The 18,217-nt window shown below is 65.9% G+C and carries 14 protein-coding genes and 1 tRNA gene; 9 read left to right on the forward strand and 6 right to left on the reverse strand.

The window, feature by feature from the left end; all coding sequences use genetic code 11:
- Positions 1-187: 187 nt before the first annotated feature.
- From RRU_RS07980 to RRU_RS07990, 3 genes are all read right to left on the reverse strand, one after another.
- On the reverse strand, positions 188-673 hold the full coding sequence (locus RRU_RS07980) for a hypothetical protein (RefSeq protein WP_011389291.1): 486 nt from the start codon (positions 671-673) through the stop codon (positions 188-190).
- Positions 674-784: 111 nt separating this feature from the next.
- On the reverse strand, positions 785-988 hold the full coding sequence (locus tag RRU_RS07985; RefSeq protein ID WP_011389292.1) for a TOBE domain-containing protein: 204 nt from the start codon (positions 986-988) through the stop codon (positions 785-787).
- A gap of 166 nt (positions 989-1,154) precedes the next feature.
- The gene (locus RRU_RS07990) at positions 1,155-2,081 is read right to left on the reverse strand and encodes a LysR family transcriptional regulator (protein WP_014626196.1); all 927 of its coding nucleotides are present in this window, start codon (positions 2,079-2,081) and stop codon (positions 1,155-1,157) included.
- A 142-nt stretch (positions 2,082-2,223) separates the two neighbouring features.
- Here RRU_RS07990 and RRU_RS07995 point away from each other — a divergent pair, with 142 nt between their 5' ends.
- A complete protein-coding gene (locus RRU_RS07995) occupies positions 2,224-3,567 on the forward strand; it encodes an aspartate aminotransferase family protein (RefSeq protein WP_011389294.1) in 1,344 nt (447 codons plus the stop codon).
- 18 nt (positions 3,568-3,585) lie between these two features.
- Positions 3,586-5,085: a CoA-acylating methylmalonate-semialdehyde dehydrogenase gene (locus RRU_RS08000; RefSeq protein ID WP_011389417.1), complete on the forward strand. Its 1,500-nt coding sequence runs from the start codon at positions 3,586-3,588 to the stop codon at positions 5,083-5,085.
- Between the two features lie 8 nt (positions 5,086-5,093).
- Here the strand turns inward: RRU_RS08000 and modD are convergent, their stop codons facing one another.
- Complete coding sequence (gene modD / locus RRU_RS08005; RefSeq protein WP_011389418.1) at positions 5,094-5,954, reverse strand: ModD protein; 861 nt, start codon at positions 5,952-5,954, stop codon at positions 5,094-5,096.
- Between the two features lie 258 nt (positions 5,955-6,212).
- Here modD and RRU_RS08010 point away from each other — a divergent pair, with 258 nt between their 5' ends.
- The gene (locus RRU_RS08010) at positions 6,213-8,507 is read left to right on the forward strand and encodes a sensor domain-containing protein (RefSeq protein ID WP_011389419.1); all 2,295 of its coding nucleotides are present in this window, start codon (positions 6,213-6,215) and stop codon (positions 8,505-8,507) included.
- 36 nt (positions 8,508-8,543) lie between these two features.
- On the opposite strand, the gene RRU_RS08015 is transcribed toward RRU_RS08010, so the two are convergent.
- Together RRU_RS08015 and RRU_RS08020 are read right to left on the reverse strand one after the other, a co-directional pair.
- A complete protein-coding gene (locus RRU_RS08015; protein WP_011389420.1) occupies positions 8,544-9,182 on the reverse strand; it encodes a GGDEF domain-containing protein in 639 nt (212 codons plus the stop codon).
- A 103-nt stretch (positions 9,183-9,285) separates the two neighbouring features.
- On the reverse strand, positions 9,286-10,545 hold the full coding sequence (locus RRU_RS08020) for a D-amino acid dehydrogenase (RefSeq protein WP_011389421.1): 1,260 nt from the start codon (positions 10,543-10,545) through the stop codon (positions 9,286-9,288).
- Positions 10,546-10,659: 114 nt separating this feature from the next.
- Between RRU_RS08020 and RRU_RS08025 the strand changes: the two genes are divergently transcribed.
- The 6 genes from RRU_RS08025 (at position 10,660) to clpX (ending at position 17,888) form a co-directional block, all read left to right on the forward strand.
- A complete protein-coding gene (locus RRU_RS08025) occupies positions 10,660-12,240 on the forward strand; it encodes a bifunctional ADP-dependent NAD(P)H-hydrate dehydratase/NAD(P)H-hydrate epimerase (RefSeq protein WP_011389422.1) in 1,581 nt (526 codons plus the stop codon).
- 13 nt (positions 12,241-12,253) lie between these two features.
- Positions 12,254-13,690, forward strand: a complete 1,437-nt coding sequence (locus RRU_RS08030) for a malonyl-CoA decarboxylase (RefSeq protein ID WP_011389423.1) — start codon at positions 12,254-12,256, stop codon at positions 13,688-13,690.
- Between the two features lie 98 nt (positions 13,691-13,788).
- Positions 13,789-13,873 (forward strand) — tRNA-Leu (locus RRU_RS08035).
- Positions 13,874-14,023: 150 nt separating this feature from the next.
- Positions 14,024-15,367: a trigger factor gene (gene tig / locus RRU_RS08040; protein WP_164922580.1), complete on the forward strand. Its 1,344-nt coding sequence runs from the start codon at positions 14,024-14,026 to the stop codon at positions 15,365-15,367.
- 232 nt (positions 15,368-15,599) lie between these two features.
- Positions 15,600-16,250, forward strand: a complete 651-nt coding sequence (clpP, locus tag RRU_RS08045; protein WP_011389425.1) for an ATP-dependent Clp endopeptidase proteolytic subunit ClpP — start codon at positions 15,600-15,602, stop codon at positions 16,248-16,250.
- 369 nt (positions 16,251-16,619) lie between these two features.
- Positions 16,620-17,888 carry an ATP-dependent Clp protease ATP-binding subunit ClpX gene (gene clpX, locus RRU_RS08050; protein ID WP_011389426.1) on the forward strand — a complete coding sequence of 423 codons (1,269 nt, stop codon included), beginning with the start codon at positions 16,620-16,622 and terminating at the stop codon, positions 17,886-17,888.
- Positions 17,889-18,217 lie beyond the last annotated feature (329 nt).

The raw sequence follows: 18,217 nt of genomic DNA on the forward strand, positions 1-18,217 counted from the left end.
TGAATAAATGGTTCCTTGATCTTCACAAAAAAGATCGGGTTTCCCAGTGGGGCAGGGGGTCTTCTATTCCCCTTGAGCGCGAAGTGTCTTTTCGCCGCATCCGGACAGCAGGGCGTCCCCCGTAGTTCGCGACAGGGGAATAAAGGGTCCGCTTTACTTCTGTAAAGAGAAGCTTTTCTGAAGTTTTTCAGGACTTGTCTTGGATCGGCGAAGCGATCGCTTCATCTTGGGCGAGCGACGCCGTGGCGTCGGTCTGGCCGAGCGACGCGGTCGCTTCGGTATGGGTGAGCGAAGCGGTTGCTTCGACTAGATCGTCCTGGGCCCGGCGGCGGGCGTGTTTTTCACGGATGCGCAGCCAGCGGCTGGCTTGGCACCGGCAACGATCGCGCAGGCAATCCAGGGCCTCGGCGATCGGTTGGCCGGCATGGGAGAGCAGGGGCACGCAATCGATGCGCGCCAGATGGGCGGCGCTTTGGGGGTCGACGCTGGCGGCGAAGATGAACTGGCAGCCGGCGAGCAGGGTCAGCGAGGTATCGGGATCGGCTTTGCTCAGGCTATGGACGGCGAGGGGCACGCTGCCTTCCTCGGAAACCTCGTAGATCATCAGGTGGCCGGCGCGAAGCGGCGGACGGTCGATCCGCGCCAGATCGGAGGTGGCGAAGGCGACCCGCATGGCTCGATCTGCTCCCCCTGCGCCGATAAGGACAGTCCCGCTTCCCGATCCCTCCGGCCCCGCGCCCTGAAGGGGGGGGCCGGAAAGCGGGAAGCGGGGGTGATCAGGCTCTTACTTGCCGATCAGAACATCGGTGGCCTTGACGATGATGGTGACGGCATCGCCCGTGGTCAGACCAAGGTCGCTCACGGCTTCATTGGTGATCGACGAGGTGATGGTCTGGCCGCCGACATCGACTTTGACCGTGGCGTTGACGGCGCCTTCCTTGACGGAAATGACCTTGCCGGAAAGCTGGTTGCGAGCGCTGATTTTCATGGAACGATCCTGCTTCGGTGAAAAATAGGAACACGACGAACCACCGGGAGAGATCCCCGGGGCTCGCCTCAAAGTAGACGCCTCGGCCAGCAAGAGCCTATGAAAAAGTGCTTCGCTTTCGGGCGTCTGTCAATCCACTGATGCAATTTCATGCATAAGAGGCCGCTTACGGCGCGGATCCCTCGCCAAAAAGCAAGCCGAGAAAGGTTTCCAATACCAGATTGGGGTGGCCACCCTTGCGGGTTATGGCGACGAATTCCACGCTGTAGTGATGGGTTTGGGGCAAAAGCGCGCGCATGACCCCGCGTTCGACCCACTGGCGGGCGTAATGGGTGGGAAGAAAGCCAAGGTAGCATCCCGTCAGCACCAGAAAGGCTACGCCTTCGCGGTCGGTGGCGGTGGCGGTGACCTTCAGGCCGCGGTGCAGGGTTTCGGCGGCGCCGTGGCGCTCCAGAGTCGGGGCGACCGCATCGGCCGCCGCCACCTGGGCGGCCGAGACCGCCGCCTCGGGCAGGGCGAACAACGGATGCCCCTCGCCGCAAAACAACCGCGAGTCCTCGTCATAGAGCGCGACCTCGCTCAGCCCGGGCAGGCGCCGTCCGCGCGGCACCACCCCGACCTGAAGCCGGCCGTCAAGCACGCCGCGCTCGATCTCGTTGGGCGGGATCATGCGAATGCTCACCCGCACCTCGGGGGCGCGGTGCTTGAGGGCGCGCAGGGCGTCGGTCACCCGCATGCGCGGCAGGGTCACCAGATTATCGGTGATGCCGATGGCCAGATCGCCGCGCAGACTGGAATGCAGGGCGTTGATTTCGGCGCGGAAGCTCTCCAGGGCGGCGAGCAGGCGCAAGGTGGCGTCAAGAACCCGTTTGCCCTCGTCGGTCAGCAGGAAACCGGCGCGGCCGCGCCGACAGAGCCGCAGGCCAAGCCGGCGTTCCAGATCGGCCATATGCAGGCTGATCGCCGCCCGGCCGATGTTCAATTCAACCTCGGCCGCCGAGAAGCCGCCGCATTCGGCCACGGTGCGGAAAACCTTGAGCAGGCGGATATCGATATCCGAAAGCGGCGGCGGCGGCCGGGACGGGAGCGGCATAGGTAAGCGTTTCCTTGAGTGAAGATTGAAAACTCTGAATTTAACCCAGGGTATCCCCGCGTGCAGTCTGCTGTCCATCCCGCGCCGCCCCGGCCTTTGGCGCCCACTCCGGCGGAAGACCCCTTTTTTGAGGATAGCCTTGATGAGCGATTTCGATCCGGCCCTGGCCGGTGGCCTGAGCCGCGCCGAGCTTGAGGCCCATTGGATGCCGTTTACCGCCAACCGCGAGTTCAAGGCCAATCCGCGCATGGTCGTTGGCGCCGAGGGGGTGCATTACATCGATGCCCGTGGCCGCAAGCTTTATGACAGCCTGTCGGGCCTGTGGTGCTGCGGCGCCGGTCATGGGCGGCGCGAGATCATTGAGGCGGTGAGCGCCCAGATCGCCGCGCTTGATTACGCGCCGGCCTTCCAGTTCGGTCATCCCAGCTCGTTCAAACTAGCCAATAAGGTGGCGTCGCTGACCCCGAAGGGGCTCGATCATGTCTTTTTCACCAATTCCGGGTCGGAATCGGTCGATACGGCGCTGAAGATGGCGCGGGCCTATTGGCGGCTGAAGGGCGAGCCGGCGCGGACCAAGCTGATCGGCCGGGCCAAGGGCTATCACGGGGTGAACTTCGGCGGTCTGGGCGTTGGCGGCATCGGCGGCAATCGCAAGCTGTTTGGCGTCGGCATCGATGCCGATCATCTGCCCCATACCATGCTGCCCGAAAACGCCTTCACCAAGGGCTGTCCCGAGACCGGCGCCGAGCTGGCCGATGCCCTGGAGGATCTGGTGGCGCTCCATGACGCCTCCAATATCGCCGCGGTGATCGTCGAACCTTTGGCCGGATCGACCGGGGTACTGCCGCCGCCCAAGGGCTATCTGCAACGCCTGCGCGCCATCTGCGACAAATACGGCATCTTGCTGATTTTCGACGAGGTCATCACCGGCTTTGGCCGCATGGGCGCGGCCTTCGGCGCCGACGCCTTCGGCGTGGTTCCCGATATCATGACCATCGCCAAGGGGCTGACCAACGGCGCGGTGCCGATGGGCGCCGTGGTCGCCAGCGGCGAGATCTATCGGACCTTCATGGAAAACTCCGGCCCCGATCATCTGGTGGAGTTTCCCCACGGCTATACCTATTCGGCCCATCCGGTGGCCTGCGCCGCCGGCCTCGCCGCGCTTGAGATCTTTGAAAAGGACCAATTGGCCGCCCGGGCGGCGGCGCTGGCGCCCTATTTCGAAAACAGCCTGCATGGCCTGCGCGGCCTCAAGCACATCGTCGATATCCGCAATTATGGTTTGGCCGGGGCGGTGCAGATCGAAAACGCCCCCGGTCAGCCGGCCAAAAGACCCCTGGAGATCGGCCGCAAATGTTGGGAGGCGGGCTATTACGTGCGCTTTGGCGGCGACAGCCTGCAATTCGGCCTGCCGTTCTTCAGCGAACCCGCGCAGATCGACGGCCTGATGAACGCCGTCGCCGATGCCGTTTCCTCTGTCGCCTGACCGGTTTGGATCGCTTTCATGACCCTTGTGACTCATTTCATCAACGGCGCCGCCACCGCGCCGGCCGCCGGCCGTTGCCAGGATATCGTCAACCCGGCGAGCGGCGCGGTGATCGGCCGCGTCGAACTTGCCGCCAAGGCGACCGTTGAAGCCGCCATCGCCGCCGCCGAAGCCGCCTTTCCGGCTTGGCGGGCGACGCCGCCGGCCAAACGCGCCCGGGTGATGGTGCGCTTCCGCCAGCTTCTCGAAGACAACGCCGATGCGCTGTGCGCCCTGATCACCGCCGAGCATGGCAAGGCCCTGGACGATGCCCGGGGCGAGCTTGGCCGGGGGATGGAGAACGTCGATTACGCCTGCGGCATCGCCGATCTGCTCAAGGGCGAGCGCTCGGCCAATGCCGGTCCGGGCATCGATTGCTGGTCGGAGTTCCAGCCCTTGGGGGTGGTCGCCGGCATCACGCCGTTTAACTTCCCGGCCATGGTGCCCCTGTGGATGATCCCGCTGGCCATCGCCTGCGGCAACACCTTTGTCCTTAAGCCTTCCGAGCGCGATCCCAGCGCGGCGTTTCTGTTGGCCGAAATCGCCCTGCGGGCCGGGGTGCCGCCGGGGGTGTTCAATGTGGTCAATGGCGATAAGGAGGCGGTTGACACCTTGCTGACCGATCCCCGGGTTCAAGCCGTGGGCTTCGTCGGCTCGACGCCGATCGCCGAATACGTCTATGCCACCGGCACGGCGCATGGCAAACGCGTGCAGGCCCTGGGCGGGGCCAAGAACCACGCCCTGGTGCTGGCCGATGCCGATCTCGATTTCACGGTGAACGCCCTGATGGGGGCGGCCTTCGGCTCGGCCGGCGAGCGCTGCATGGCGATCTCGGTGGTGCTGGCCGTCGGCGATCAATTGGCCGACGCCCTGGTCGCCAAGCTTGCGGCCCAGCTTGCCGGGCTGAAAGTGGCGCCGGGCACCGAGGCCGGATGCGAAATGGGGCCGCTGGTCAGCCGCGCCCATGCCGATAAGGTCGCGGGCTATGTGGCAAAGGGCGTGGCCGAGGGGGCGGAGCTGGTGGTCGATGGCCGGGGGCTGTCGATCCCCGGCCATGAACAGGGCTTCTTCCTGGGCGGCTGCCTGTTCGACCGCGTCACCCCGGCGATGACCATCTACCGCGAGGAGATCTTCGGGCCGGTGCTCTGCGTCGTGCGGGTCGCCAGCATGGAAGACGGCATGGCGCTGATCGACGCCCATGAATTCGGCAATGGTACCTGCCTGTTCACCCGCGACGGCGAGGCGGCCCGCTATTTCGCCGATCACGTCAAGGTCGGCATGGTCGGCATCAACGTGCCGCTGCCCGTGCCGGTGGCGACCCACAGCTTCGGCGGCTGGAAGCGCTCGCTGTTTGGCGATCTCGCCGCTTACGGCCCCGATGGGGTGCGCTTTTATACCCGGCGCAAGACCGTCAGCCAGCGCTGGCCCTCGAGCACGGTGCGCGAGGGCGCGCAGTTCGCCTTTCCGTCGATGAAGTAACCACGCCCTCAAAGGGCGGGCAGGGCTTCGATAACCACCTTGATGTCCTTGGGCTTGGCGAAATAGGGGGCGCTGGTGACCAGAACCCGGGCGCCGGCCCGCACATAGGCCCCGGCGTTTTCGGGCGTCACGCCGCCGGCCGCCGCCAGGGTCACCCCGGCGGCGGCCGGGGTGGCGGCCAGCCAGGCGGCGAGGGCGGCGACATCGGCGGGCGAGAAGCGTTCCAACTGAAGCACCTCGGCCCCGGCCAGGGCGGCGGCGCGGGCTTCCTCGTCCCCACAAACCTCGACGACCAACCGTCTTTCCGGGCAGCGCGCCCGCAAAGCGGCCAGATGGCCGGCCCGTTCGCCGGGATCGAGGAAGGCCCGGTGCTCGGCGAAGACCAGCAGGGTTTCCGACAGGCCCAGGCGGTGGGGGATCGCCCCGCCGGCCTGGGCGGCGCGCATGGCCAGAGCCCGGGTGCCGGGAAAGGCCTTGCGCGTTGTCGCGACCATCGCGGCGGGATTTTCCGCCCGCGCCGCGTCGACCATCAGCCGGGCGGCGCTGGCGATGCCCGAGGCGTATTCCATCAAGGTCTGGGCGACCTTCCAGGCGAGATGCAGGCTGGCGGCCGATCCTTCGGCGCTCAGCACGACAGTGTCGGCGGCGATCCTATCGCCGCTGGCGTGATGGGCGCGGGCCTCGGCGCCGGTCAACTGGCACAGCCGGACCGCCTCTTCAACCCCGCATAGAACCATCGGCGCCCGCGCCCGCATGACGAGCCGCCCCGGGCGGGCGCCGATATCAAGGCTGTCGGTGGTCAAATCGCCAAAGGGCGTGTCTTCGGCGAGCAGGGCGAGCAGGGCGGAATCGGCAAGGCGGGGCACCATCGGGGACTCTCCGGCAAGGGAAGGGGGTGTTCCACCAATACCCCCAATCACCCCGTGCCGTCATTCACCCAAACAGGGGCTTGACCGCAAGGTATACCAAAATAACGTTATCGAAAGGACCGTTCGTCTCCTATGCTCAAAGGCAAGGGAGAACCCACGATGATGGTACCGACGAGGCCAGTCCGGCAGCATGCCCCGGAGCGCTCCGTCGATCGCTACGGCGGTCGCGGCGATCCGGCCGCAGGGTGAGGGCGCGGGATGGCTGCGGATGTCGTCTTTCCCGGGCTCTGCGTTTTTCTCTCGGCCGGTCTGCTGCTGGCCCTTGTTCATGGCCGGCGGGTCGGCCGGCGGGCCGATCGCCAGTGCCGTCATCTGGCGGCGATCACCGATACGATGTCGGAAGGCTTTTATGTGGTTGATGGCGACGACCGCATCGTCATGGCCAATGCCGCCGCCGGACGCATTCTTGGCTATACCCAAGACGATCTGATCGGCGCTTGCGCCCACGCGCTATTCCATGCCCGCTCCGCCGATGATCCCGATCCGGTGCCGCTTGAGGAGTGCCGGCTCAATCGCGCCGTGCGCGAGCGCCGCGCCGCCTTTCTGGACGTCGGGCATTTCCGCCATCGTTCGGGCAAGATCATCGCCGTCGAGGTGTCATGTAACCCGGTGGCCGACACCCTGGCCGAAGAGGGGCGCCGAGGCGGCCTGCTCGGCTGGTTGCTTGATGGCGATGACGCCGAGGGGGCGCCGGGCGCCCTCTTGTCGATGGTGACCTTCGTTGATATCACCGCGCGGCGCGAGTCCGAGGCGGCGGTGATCAAGCTATCCCACGCTGTGGAGCAAAGCTCGGCCAGCATCGTCATCACCGATGCCGATGGCCGTATCGAATACGCCAACCCGGCTTTCACCAAGATCAGCGGCTATACGGCGCAAGAGGCCATCGGTCGGCGGCCGAGCATCCTGAAATCGGGCCTTGTTCCGGCTGAAACCTATCGCGCCCTGTGGCAGACCATCACCAATGGCGGCGAATGGCGCGGCGAGTTTCATAACCGGCGCAAGGACGGCACGCTTTATTGGGAAATGGCCAGCATCTCGCCCATTCGCGACGCCCGGGGCAAGATCACCAATTTCGTCGCCGTCAAGGATGACGTCACCGAACGCAAGGCGATCGAAAGCGAGCTCTACCACCGGGCCAATTACGATGCCCTGACCGGCCTGCCCAATCGACAACTGCTGCTTGACCGGGTGAGCACCGCCCTTGATCTCGCCCGTCGCCATGACCGGCGGGTCGCCGTGATGTTCATGGATATCGACCGCTTCAAGCAGATCAACGACAGCATGGGCCATGCGGCCGGCGACGTGCTGCTCAAACAGGCGGCCTCGCGGTTGGCGGCGGTGTTGCGGCCCCAGGATACCCTGGGGCGTTTGGGGGGCGATGAATTCCTGGTGGTCGCCCCGGGCCTGCGCTGGGAGAGCGAGGCGACGGCGCTGGCGTCGCGGTTGCTTGAAGTCGCCCGCCGGCCGTTCACCATCGATGGGCGCGAGGTTTATGTCTCGGTCAGCATCGGCGTCAGCCTGGGGCCGGTCGATGGCACCACCGCCCAGGCCCTGATGCGCAACGCCGATGCGGCGATGTATCTGGCCAAGGGTGGCGGCCGCGACGCGGCGCATTTCTTCACCCCCGATATCGAAGCGGCGGCGCGGCGGCGGATGCTGATCGAAAACGGCCTGCGCACCGCCGTTAGCGATGGCAGCCTTTATCTGGCCCTTCAGCCCATCATCGCCTGCGCCGATCACACGATGATCAAGGCCGAGGCGCTGTTGCGCTGGACCCATCCCCAATTGGGCGGCGTTCCCCCCAGCGAGTTCATTCCGATCGCCGAGGAAAGCGGCCTGATCCGCGCCATCGGCGCCTGGGTGATCGAAGAGGCGGCCCGGCTTCTGGTCTCTCTTGATCCGCCCCGCGACGGCGCCTTCCGCCTGGGGATCAATATCGCCAGCAGCCAGTTCACCGGCGGCCTGCATCACCATGTCGCCGGGATGCTCGCCCGCTATGACCTGGATCCGCGCATGCTGGAAATCGAAATCACCGAACGCATGTTGCTTGATCCCTCGCCGGCCATCCTGGAACAGGTCGACGCCCTGCGGGCGATGGGGGTCAGCATCGCCATCGACGATTTCGGCACCGGCTATTCGGCGCTGAGTTATCTCAGCGTCTTTCACGTCGATACCCTCAAGATCGACCGCGCCTTCGTTTCGGTGATGACCGACGAGGCGCGCTCGCAGGCGCTGATCGGCGCGATCGTCGCCTTGGGCCACGAACTGGGCTGCGCCGTCGTGGCCGAAGGCGTGGAAACCGCCGATCAGGCGCGGCTGCTGGGCGAATTGGCCGTCGATGCCCTGCAGGGATATTTCCTGGGCCGGCCGACCACCGCCGAGGCGATCAGCGATCGTCTGAACCCAGGGACTGGGCGCCCTTATGACAAGGCCGCGCTGGGGACGGAGTTCGCCGAGGGCGGCGATCTTGGTCTTTCGGTGGGGGCCCTTTAAGCGGCGGCCGGAAGCGGTCTTGGGGCTGATCGCCGATCAGAACTCGGCCTCAATCTGATTGGCCCCCAGATAAAGGGTGCGGTTGCCGCCGGCGGCATGGGCGCGTTCCATCGCCTGATCGACGCGTTGAACCACCGTATCGAAAATCACGTCTTCGCGAACGAAATGGGTGGCGCCGATGCTGACCGTGGGCAGGGGCGTCGTATTGCCAACCTCGGCGGCGGCGGCGCGGGCAAGGTCGGCGACCAAACGTTCGGCCAGACTCATGCAGCCCTCGTGCTCGGTTTCGGGCAGCATCACGGTGAATTCCGATCCGGCGGTGCGGCCGACGAAATCGGTGGCGCGCAGGCTGCGCAGAACGGCCGCGCCGACCGCGACCAATACCGCATCGCCGCGCTCGGTTCCGTGGACTTCGTTGATCGCCTTGATGTTATCGAGTTCGATGGCGAGAACGGCAAGCGGCCGCTTGTAACGACGGGCCCGGCTAATTTCCTGATCGGCGATATCCATGAAATGACGGCGGCTCAACACCGAGGTCAGGGGGTCGATGGTCGACAGGCGCAACACCTCGTTCTGGCTGGCCCGCAGATTGTCTTCCGTGATGCTGAGGATTTCCCGAAGGCGGGCGAGGTCGGCCTTGAGGCCTTCGATGGTTTTGGCTTCCTGTGAAGTCATCGACGTTTATAGCTCCTGCCCACTGCGGCGCGGGGCCACAACCGGACCCGCATGACAAAAAAGCGACCTTCTGGGAAAAGGTCGGCGCAGTGTATAGGCTCGGCTAGAAGCGGTCTAGCCCGAGTCCTGTGGTATCGATGTCCGTGGCCCGTCCCGATATCAGATCGGCGATCAGTTTGCCAGAGCCGCAGGCCATGGTCCAGCCCAGGGTGCCGTGGCCGGTATTGAGAAAAAGGTTATCGATTCCCGGCGCCTTACCGATGATCGGCACGGAATCCGGGGTGGTCGGGCGCAGGCCGCACCAGTCCCGCGCCCGGGCGTAATCGCCGGCCTTGGGGAACAGCCTCGCCGCCTCGCGGCGGATGAGGGCGGCGCGGGCGGGGTTGGGCGTCAGGCTCCAGCCGGCCAGTTCGGCGGTGCCCGCCGCCCGCAGGCGCTGGCCCAGGCGCGAATAGACCATCTTGCTGGCTTCATCGGTGATCGACAGGGTGGGCGCCCCTTGCCCCGCCCCGTCGACATCAAGGGTGATCGAATAGCCCTTGGCCGGATAGACCGGCAGGCGCAGGCCGATGGTGCGGGCGAGGCCGGGCGAGAAACTGCCCGCCGCCAGCACGATGGTATCGGCGCGCAAGGGACCCCGGCTGGTCAGCACCTCGGCGACCCGTCGGCCCTCTAGGCGCAGCCCGGTGATCGTCGTCTCGCCAAGAAAGCGCACGCCTTTGGCCGCCGAGAGCGCGGCCAGACCCTGGGTGAAGAGATGGGCGTCGCCGCTTTCGTCCTCGGCGGCGAGAATCCCCCCGGCCAGCCGGACGCCGCCGGTCGCCAGGGCCGGTTCCAGCTCCAGGCATCGCGCGGCCGGGCAGGCGCTTTGGCGCAGGCCCCAGGCCGCGGTTTTCTCCATGGCCCGCAAGCCTTTGTCGAAATCGCCCTGATCGCGATAGATCTTGAGGATGCCGCGCGTGCGTTCGTCATACCGCAAGCCGGTTTCGGCCCGTAACTCTTTGAGAACACTCCGACTATAAAGGGCGACGCGGACGGCGCGCTCCATATTGCGGTCATAGGCCGACAGCGTGCAATTGGCTAGGAAGCGCAGGCCCCAAACCCAGAGCGCCGGGTCCCAGCGCGCCCAGTCGAACACCAGCGGCGCATCGGCGCGCCCCAGCCAGCGCAGGGCCATCAGCGGCGTTTCGGGATGGGCCCAGGGTTGGGTGTGACAGGCCGAGATCTGGCCGCCATTGGCGAAACTGGTTTCCAGTCCGGGGCCGGGCTGACGATCGATCACCGTTACGTCATGGCCAGCCCGGGCAAGGAAATGGGCCGAGGTCGTTCCGATCAACCCCGCCCCCAGCACAAGAACATCCACCGCCGCCGTCTCCTCTTTGCGCCGACCATCGCGTTCGGCCTTGGGGTATCCTACATGAGATCAAGGGTATCGGTCCGCGGGGTGGACCGAAAGGGGGAAGGAGCCCGACCAGCCATGCCGCTTACGCAATCCGGGCCGAGGTTTTGGCAAAGCGCTCTCCCCTTGCCCGGGGAGCTGGGGGGGCGGGCGCGTCCGGTGCTTGGCGTTGCCGAGATGGCGGCGGCCGATCAGGCGGCGGCCGCCGCCGGCCGGCCGGGGCTTGTCCTGATGGAGGCCGCCGGCGCGGCGGTGGTCCGCGAGATCGCCGCGCGCTGGTCGAAGCGGCCGGTCCGCGTGTTGTGTGGCCCCGGCAATAACGGCGGCGATGGCTATGTCATCGCCCGGCTTCTGGCGGCGCGCGGCTGGCCGGTGCGGGTGATGGCCCTTGAGGGGGCGCCGCCCCCGGGCGGTGACGCGGCGGGGATGGCCCACCTGTGGCGGGGGCGGGTAGACCCCATGACGGCGGAGGACTTGCGGCCCGGCGATCTGGTGGTAGACGCCCTGTTTGGCGCCGGGCTGTCGCGGCCTTTGGCCGGGGCGGCGGCCGAGGCCGTGGCGCGGATCAACGCCCTTGGCCTGACCTGCGTCGGCGTTGATGTGCCAAGCGGCGTCGATGGCGACAGCGGACGGATTTTGGGTGCGGCGCCCTTTTGCGCCCTTACGGTCACCTTCTTCCATCCCAAGCCCGGTCATCTGCTGGTTCCGGCGCGCGAGCGGATCGGCGAGTTGGTGATCGCCGATATCGGCCTTCCCGAAACGGTTCTAGACGCCGCGCCACCGCGCGCCTTCGTCAATGGCCCGGGGCTGTGGACCTTGCCGCGCCCGGCGGTCGAGGGCCATAAATTCGCCCGCGGTCACGCGGTGGTGATCGGCGGCGCCCGGATGACCGGGGCGGCGCGGCTGGCGGCGCGGGCCTGTCGGCGGGTTGGCGCCGGCTTGCTGACCATCGCCTGCGCCGAGGAAGCGCGGCTGATCTACGCCCTTGACCAACCCGGGGCGATGGTTTGGGGGATCGGGGGCGAGGGGCCGATCGCCCGCCTGCTGGACGATCCCCGGCGCAACGCCTTTTTGCTGGGGCCGGGCTATGGACGCGGAGCCGAAACCGCTGCCCTGGCGTTGATGCTGGCCAAAGGCGGACGCGCCCTGGTTTTGGATGCCGATGCCCTGACCAGTCTTTCGGGGAAACTTGAGGAGTTTTCAAGAACGCTTTGTTATGATTGTGTTCTTACGCCCCACGAGGGAGAATTCAGGGCGCTGTTCGCCGCCGCCTTGGGGGCGGAGGCCGCCCCGGAACGCGGGCGCTTGGCGCGGGCGCGGGCGGCGGCGCGGGCCAGTGGCGCCGTGGTGGTGCTCAAGGGGCCCGATACCGTGATCGCCGCCGCCGATGGCCGGGCGGCGATCAGCGTCGGCGCGCCGGCCGATCTGGCGACGGCGGGCAGCGGCGATGTTCTGGCCGGGCTGGTGCTTGGCTTGCTGGCCCAGGGATTGCCCGGCTTCGAAGCGGCGGCGGCGGCGGTTTGGCTGCATGGCGCCGCCGGCCGCGCCGCCGGTCCGGGGCTGATCGCCGAGGATCTGCCCGAAGCCCTGCCCGCGCTCCTCGCCGCGCTCCGCTCCGCTCCCTCGCCGAACCGCCGACCCACCGATCGAACCGTCTGAAAGGTGACCGATGATGACCGATCCGCTTTCCGCCAATCCGGGGTTCTTCCTGCGGCTTTCCGCCCTGTGGCGCGACATCGCCGGCGGTCGTGGCACGGGGGCGATGCCGCCGCTGTCACCGGGGTTGGACGACGATGACATGGGCGTTGTCCGCCAACAGTTGAACGCCTGCCTGGAGGGCAAGGGCGGCGTGGTGTCCGCCCATGCCCGCGCCGCCTCGCTGGGGCGGGCCTATCTCAGCTTGAACGAGGAGGGGCGCATCCGCTTTCTTGGCATTCTCGCCCGCGAGTTCTCGACCGACCATCAGGCGGTGATCGCCGCCGCCCGCGCCCTGATCGAGGCCTCGTCGGGCGGCGACACGGGCGCCATCCTGGCGGCCGAGACCGAGCTGGGGCGGACGCTGACGGCGCCCAGGCGCATTCTTCTCACCCAGTTCAACGCCTTGCCCGAAGGGGTGAAGTTTCTGGTCGATTTGCGCGGCGAACTGCTGACCCACATCAAAACCCATCCCGAACTGCGGCCGCTGGAACGGGATTTGCGCGATCTGCTGACCGCTTGGTTCGATGTCGGCTTCCTTGATCTGGAACGCATCACCTGGGAGTCGTCGGCCTCCTTCCTGGAAAAGATCATCACCTATGAGGCCGTCCACGCCATCCAAAGCTGGGACGACCTGAAAAACCGCCTTGATCATGACCGCCGGCTTTACGCCTTCGTCCATCCGCGAATGCCCCACGAGCCGCTGATCTTCGTCGAGGTCGCCCTGGTCAACGGCATCTCGGGCACCATCGGCGATCTGCTTGATCTTGAAGCGCCGCTGCTTGATCCGGCCCAGGCCGACACCGCGATCTTTTATTCGATCTCCAACGCCCAAAGCGGTCTGGCGGGGATCAGTTTTGGCAATTTCCTGATCAAGCGGGTGGTTGAAACCCTGCGCCGTGAATTTCCCGGCCTCAAGACCTTCTCGACCCTGTCGCCGATCCCCGGCTTCCGCCGCTGGCTCGACGGGGTCTTCGCCGAGGGGGATATCGGACCGATGTCGAGCGCCGAGCGCAAGGCCCTGCGCGCCGTCGATGATCGCGGCGCCAAGGGGGCGCTCAAACGCCTGATCGAAACCGACGGTTGGTTGACCGAAGAGGGCGGGGAAGAGGCGGTGAAGGGCCCCCTGATGCGCCTGCGCGCGCGCTATCTGGCGGTCGAGCGCCGCCTGGGCAGTGGCGAGGGCGTTGAGCGGGCCTATGATCCGGTCGCCCATTTCCATCTGACCAACGGGGCGCGCGTCGAGCGCATCAATTGGCGCGGCGATTTGTCGGCCAACGGCCTGCGCCAGTCGATGGGCATGATGGTGAACTATCTCTATAAGCTCGACGAGATCGAGAAGAATCACGAAGCCTATCAGGGCAATGCCGTCGCCGCGGTCAGCGGCACGGTGAAGACTCTGCTCAAGGCCTAGGGGTCGCCCGGCCGTTTGGCGGGGAGGGGTGTCAAGCCTTTTCCTTGCCAGGGCCGGTTTGCTGTGGGATAACCCGCGCTTGCCGTCGGGGACGTCGGGCGGGCGTGGTGGAACTGGTAGACACGCTGGATTTAGGTTCCAGTGGCTTCGGCCGTGGGGGTTCAAATCCCTTCGCCCGCACCATGTCCCAAGGCTTTCAGACCGCCAGGGGTCGCCTTGTCCCGACGGTATTCGTCGCGTTCGCGCGCCCCGTTTCCGCCCCGCTCCGCTGTCCCGATATAGCGGATGGCGGGTTTCCGATTATCCACTCGCAAGGTCGTTAGAGAACAGCCGATGCAGGTCACCGAAACCGTCAACGAGTCCCTCAAGCGGGAATACAAGATCGTCATCCCGGCCGCCGACATCGCCGAGCGGTCCGCCCGGCGGCTGGAGGAGCTGAAGGGTCAGATGCGCCTGCCCGGCTTCCGCCCCGGCAAGGTCCCGATGTCGATGCTGCGCCAGCGTTTTGGCAAAAGCGTCCTGGGCGAAGTCCTGGAAAAGGCCGTTCAGGAGTCGATCCGCGAGGTCATGACCAGCCATGAGCTGAAGCCGGCGACCCAGCCCGATATCGACCTGATTTCCGAGGTCGAGGAAGGCAAGGACGTCGAATTCACCCTGGCCCTGGAAGTGCTTCCCGAAATCGGCGAAACCGATTTCTCGGCCCTCGCCCTGGAGCGGGAAGTCGCCGAGGTCGCCGCCGAGAAAATCGAAGAGGCGCTGGAAACCCTGCGTCAGCAGTCCAAGACCCACGAGCCGGTGACCGATGGTCGCGCCGCGGCCGGTGGCGATCTGGTGGTCATCGATTTCATCGGCAAGCTTGACGGCGAGGCCTTCGAAGGCGGCAGCGCCGAGGCCTATGATCTGGAACTGGGATCGAATTCGTTCATTCCCGGCTTCGAAGACCAGCTGATCGGGGCGACGGCCGGCGAGGCCCGCACCGTGACCGTGAGCTTCCCCGAGGATTATCCCGCCGCCCATCTGGCCGGCAAGGAAACCGTCTTCGACGTCACGGTCAAAGAGGTCAAGCAGGCGGTCGTTCCCGAACTGGACGACGATCTGGCCAAGGCCTTTGGCAAGGAGAGCGCCGAGGCCCTGCGCGAGGCGGTCAAGGCCGACCTTCAGGGCGAGCTTGACGAGGTCTCCAAGACCAAGCTCAAGCGCAAGCTGCTCGACGCCCTGGCCGATGGCCACGACTTCCCCGTTCCCCAGACCCTGGTGGACGCCGAGTTCGAGGGGATCTGGGCCCAGATCGAGAAGGCCAAGACCGATGGCCAGCTTGACGAGGAAGACGCCGCCAAAAGCGACGAGGATCTGCGCGCCGATTACCGCAAGATCGCCGAGCGCCGGGTGCGTCTGGGTCTGTTGCTCGCCGATGTCGGTCAGCGCGCCCAGGTCACCGTCGCCCAGGAGGACCTCAACAAGGCCCTGATGCGCGAGTTGCGTCGCTTCCCCGGCCAGGAGGCCGCGGTGATCAACTACTACCGCAACAACCAGCAGGCGATGGACAATCTCCGCGCCCCGGTCTTCGAGGACAAGGTCTGCGCCCATATCCTGGCTCTGGCCACCGTCACCGACAAGCCGGTCAGCGTCGAGGATCTGATGAAGGATCCCGACGAGGACGCCACGCCGACCGCCTAAGCCGCCCGCGGGCGAGAAGGCTTAAAGCCCTTCGTCGCCTCCGGCCTCTGGACAGAGACGGGGCCCAGGTCCTATGTATGGACCGGGCCCCGTTTTCTTGCCCGCCTCCCGGAATTTTCGCCTCTGTTTCCTCGGCAGATCCCGGGAGCGTGGATGAGTGCTCCCCGGCCCCTCTCTCCGCCGGCCGTTCCGGCCACCCAATCCGCTTGCCTAGGGATAGTGAGACCTGGCCATGATCGACCGTGATCCGATCGACGTATTCAATAATACCCTTGTCCCCATGGTGGTGGAGCAGACCAACCGGGGCGAGCGGTCCTATGACATTTATTCGCGCCTGCTCAAGGAGCGGATCATTTTCCTGACCGGGCAGGTCCATGATGGCGTCGCCAGCCTGATCTGCGCCCAGTTGCTGTTCCTTGAGTCGGAAAATCCGTCGAAGGATATTTCGTTCTACATCAACTCGCCCGGGGGCGTGGTGACCAGCGGCATGGCGATCTATGACACCATGCAATACATCCGCAGCCCGGTTTCGACCGTGTGCATCGGTCAGGCGGCGTCGATGGGCTCGCTGCTGCTCTGCGCCGGCGAGGCGGGTAAGCGCTACGCCACCCCCAATGCCCGGATCATGATTCACCAGCCCTCCGGCGGCTTCCAGGGACAGGCGGCCGATATCGAGATCCAGGCCCGCGAAATCCTGGCCTTGCGCGAAAGGCTGAACCGTATCTATGTCAAGCATACCGGTCAGCCGCTCGAAACCATCGAACGGGCCATGGATCGCGATAATTACATGACGGCCGAGGAATCCCGCGCCTTTGGTCTGACCGATTCCGTCATCGAACGCCGTGCGCTGTCCGACGACGGCGACACCAAGTCTTCAAGCTAAGCGACGGGACTTTAAAGGGGAAGGGGGCCAAGGTCCGCTTCCCCGGCCCGGCCAAAGGGCGGTCTCTTGGCCGGGGTCAATGCCGGCGCACGCGTTGCGCGATGCCGACAAGGCCAAAAGCGCCCATCGCGGGTCCCAGTGGGGACAGGGCGATCGGCGGACCGGGGCGGGATCGATCCTTCCCGGAAACGATCGGTCGCCGGGGCCGTTTTGGCATTGTGTGGAGCTTGCGGGACCGGCTAACATACTACGGATGAATGACCGGGTCTGGTCCACTGGACGGGGAACCTGGGCTCCCGGCGGAACGGACGGTCAGGTGGACACCCTGGCCCGCGGGTCTGTCGTGGACGACGAAGGAGTGCTTTCGAGATGTCGAAGTCTTCAGGCGGTGATTCGAAGAACACCCTCTACTGCTCATTCTGCGGAAAGAGCCAGCATGAGGTCCGTAAGCTCATCGCCGGACCGACGGTGTTCATCTGCGACGAATGCGTCGAACTGTGCATGGACATCATCCGCGAGGAGCACAAGACCAGTCTGGTGAAGTCCCGCGACGGGGTTCCCTCGCCTAAGGACATCCTCAAGGTTCTCGATGATTATGTGATCGGCCAGCAGCACGCCAAAAAGGTGCTGTCCGTCGCCGTCCACAATCACTACAAACGGCTGTCCCAGGCCGGCAAGAACAGCGACGTGGAACTGGCGAAGTCGAACATCTTGCTGATCGGTCCGACCGGTTGCGGCAAGACCCTGCTCGCCCAGACCCTGGCGCGCATTCTCGACGTGCCCTTCACCATGGCCGACGCCACGACGCTGACCGAGGCCGGCTATGTCGGCGAGGATGTGGAGAACATCATCCTCAAGCTGCTTCAGGCCTCGGATTACAACGTCGAACGCGCCCAGCGCGGCATCGTCTATATCGACGAGATCGACAAGATCAGCCGCAAGTCCGACAACCCGTCGATCACCCGCGACGTGTCGGGCGAGGGCGTGCAGCAGGCCCTGCTCAAGATCATGGAGGGCACCGTCGCCTCGGTGCCGCCCCAGGGCGGGCGCAAGCATCCCCAGCAGGAATTCCTGCAGGTCGACACCACCAATATCTTGTTCATCTGCGGCGGCGCCTTCGCCGGCCTTGATCGCATCATCTCGGCGCGGGGCAAGGGGTCGTCGATCGGCTTTGGCGCCGATGTCCGCGATCCCGAAGCCCGGCGCACCGGCGAGGTTCTGCGCGCCGTCGAGCCCGAGGATCTGCTGAAATACGGCCTGATCCCCGAATTCGTCGGCCGTCTGCCGGTTCTGGCGACCCTGGACGATCTGGACGAAGACGCCCTGGTCGATATCTTGACCACGCCTAAGAACGCCCTGGTCAAGCAGTATCAGCGCCTGTTCGAGATGGAGAGCACCCAGCTTTCCTTCAAGGAAGACGCGCTGCGCTGCATCGCGCTGAAGGCCATCGCCCGCAAGACCGGCGCCCGCGGCCTGCGCTCGATCATGGAGGGCATCTTGCTTGACACCATGTTCGATCTGCCGGGCATGGAAGGCGTCGAGGAGGTGGTGGTCAACAAGGAGGTGGTCGAAGGCCGGGCCAAGCCTTTGTTCATCTATTCCGACCAGCGCACCTCGGCCGACGGCGCCAGCGCCTGATATCAGCCACCGGGGCAAAGGGCTCTTCGCCCCGGTGTTCGATTTTGCCCGGCGGTCACGCCAGATCGCCGTGCCAAGGCCGGCGCCGGTGATCGGCGGCCCGGTGATCGAAATGGATCACCGGTGCGCTTCGGGCCCAGGGTCGTTAGTCTCAACTCCTTTCGCGCGGTGGTTTCAGTCTTGGGGGCGGCGGGCGTCGATCCTTCCGTCACGGCACCGATGGTGTGCTTGGATCCCCTTGACGCTTCTTTGAAATAGCCCCAGCTTAAGGCCTTAGGTGGCCATTGTCCTTTGAAGGTCCTCGGGTGCTGACCAACGGCCCGCCCGAC

Source organism: Rhodospirillum rubrum ATCC 11170 (assembly GCF_000013085.1).
Classification (GTDB): Bacteria; Pseudomonadota; Alphaproteobacteria; order Rhodospirillales; family Rhodospirillaceae; genus Rhodospirillum; species Rhodospirillum rubrum.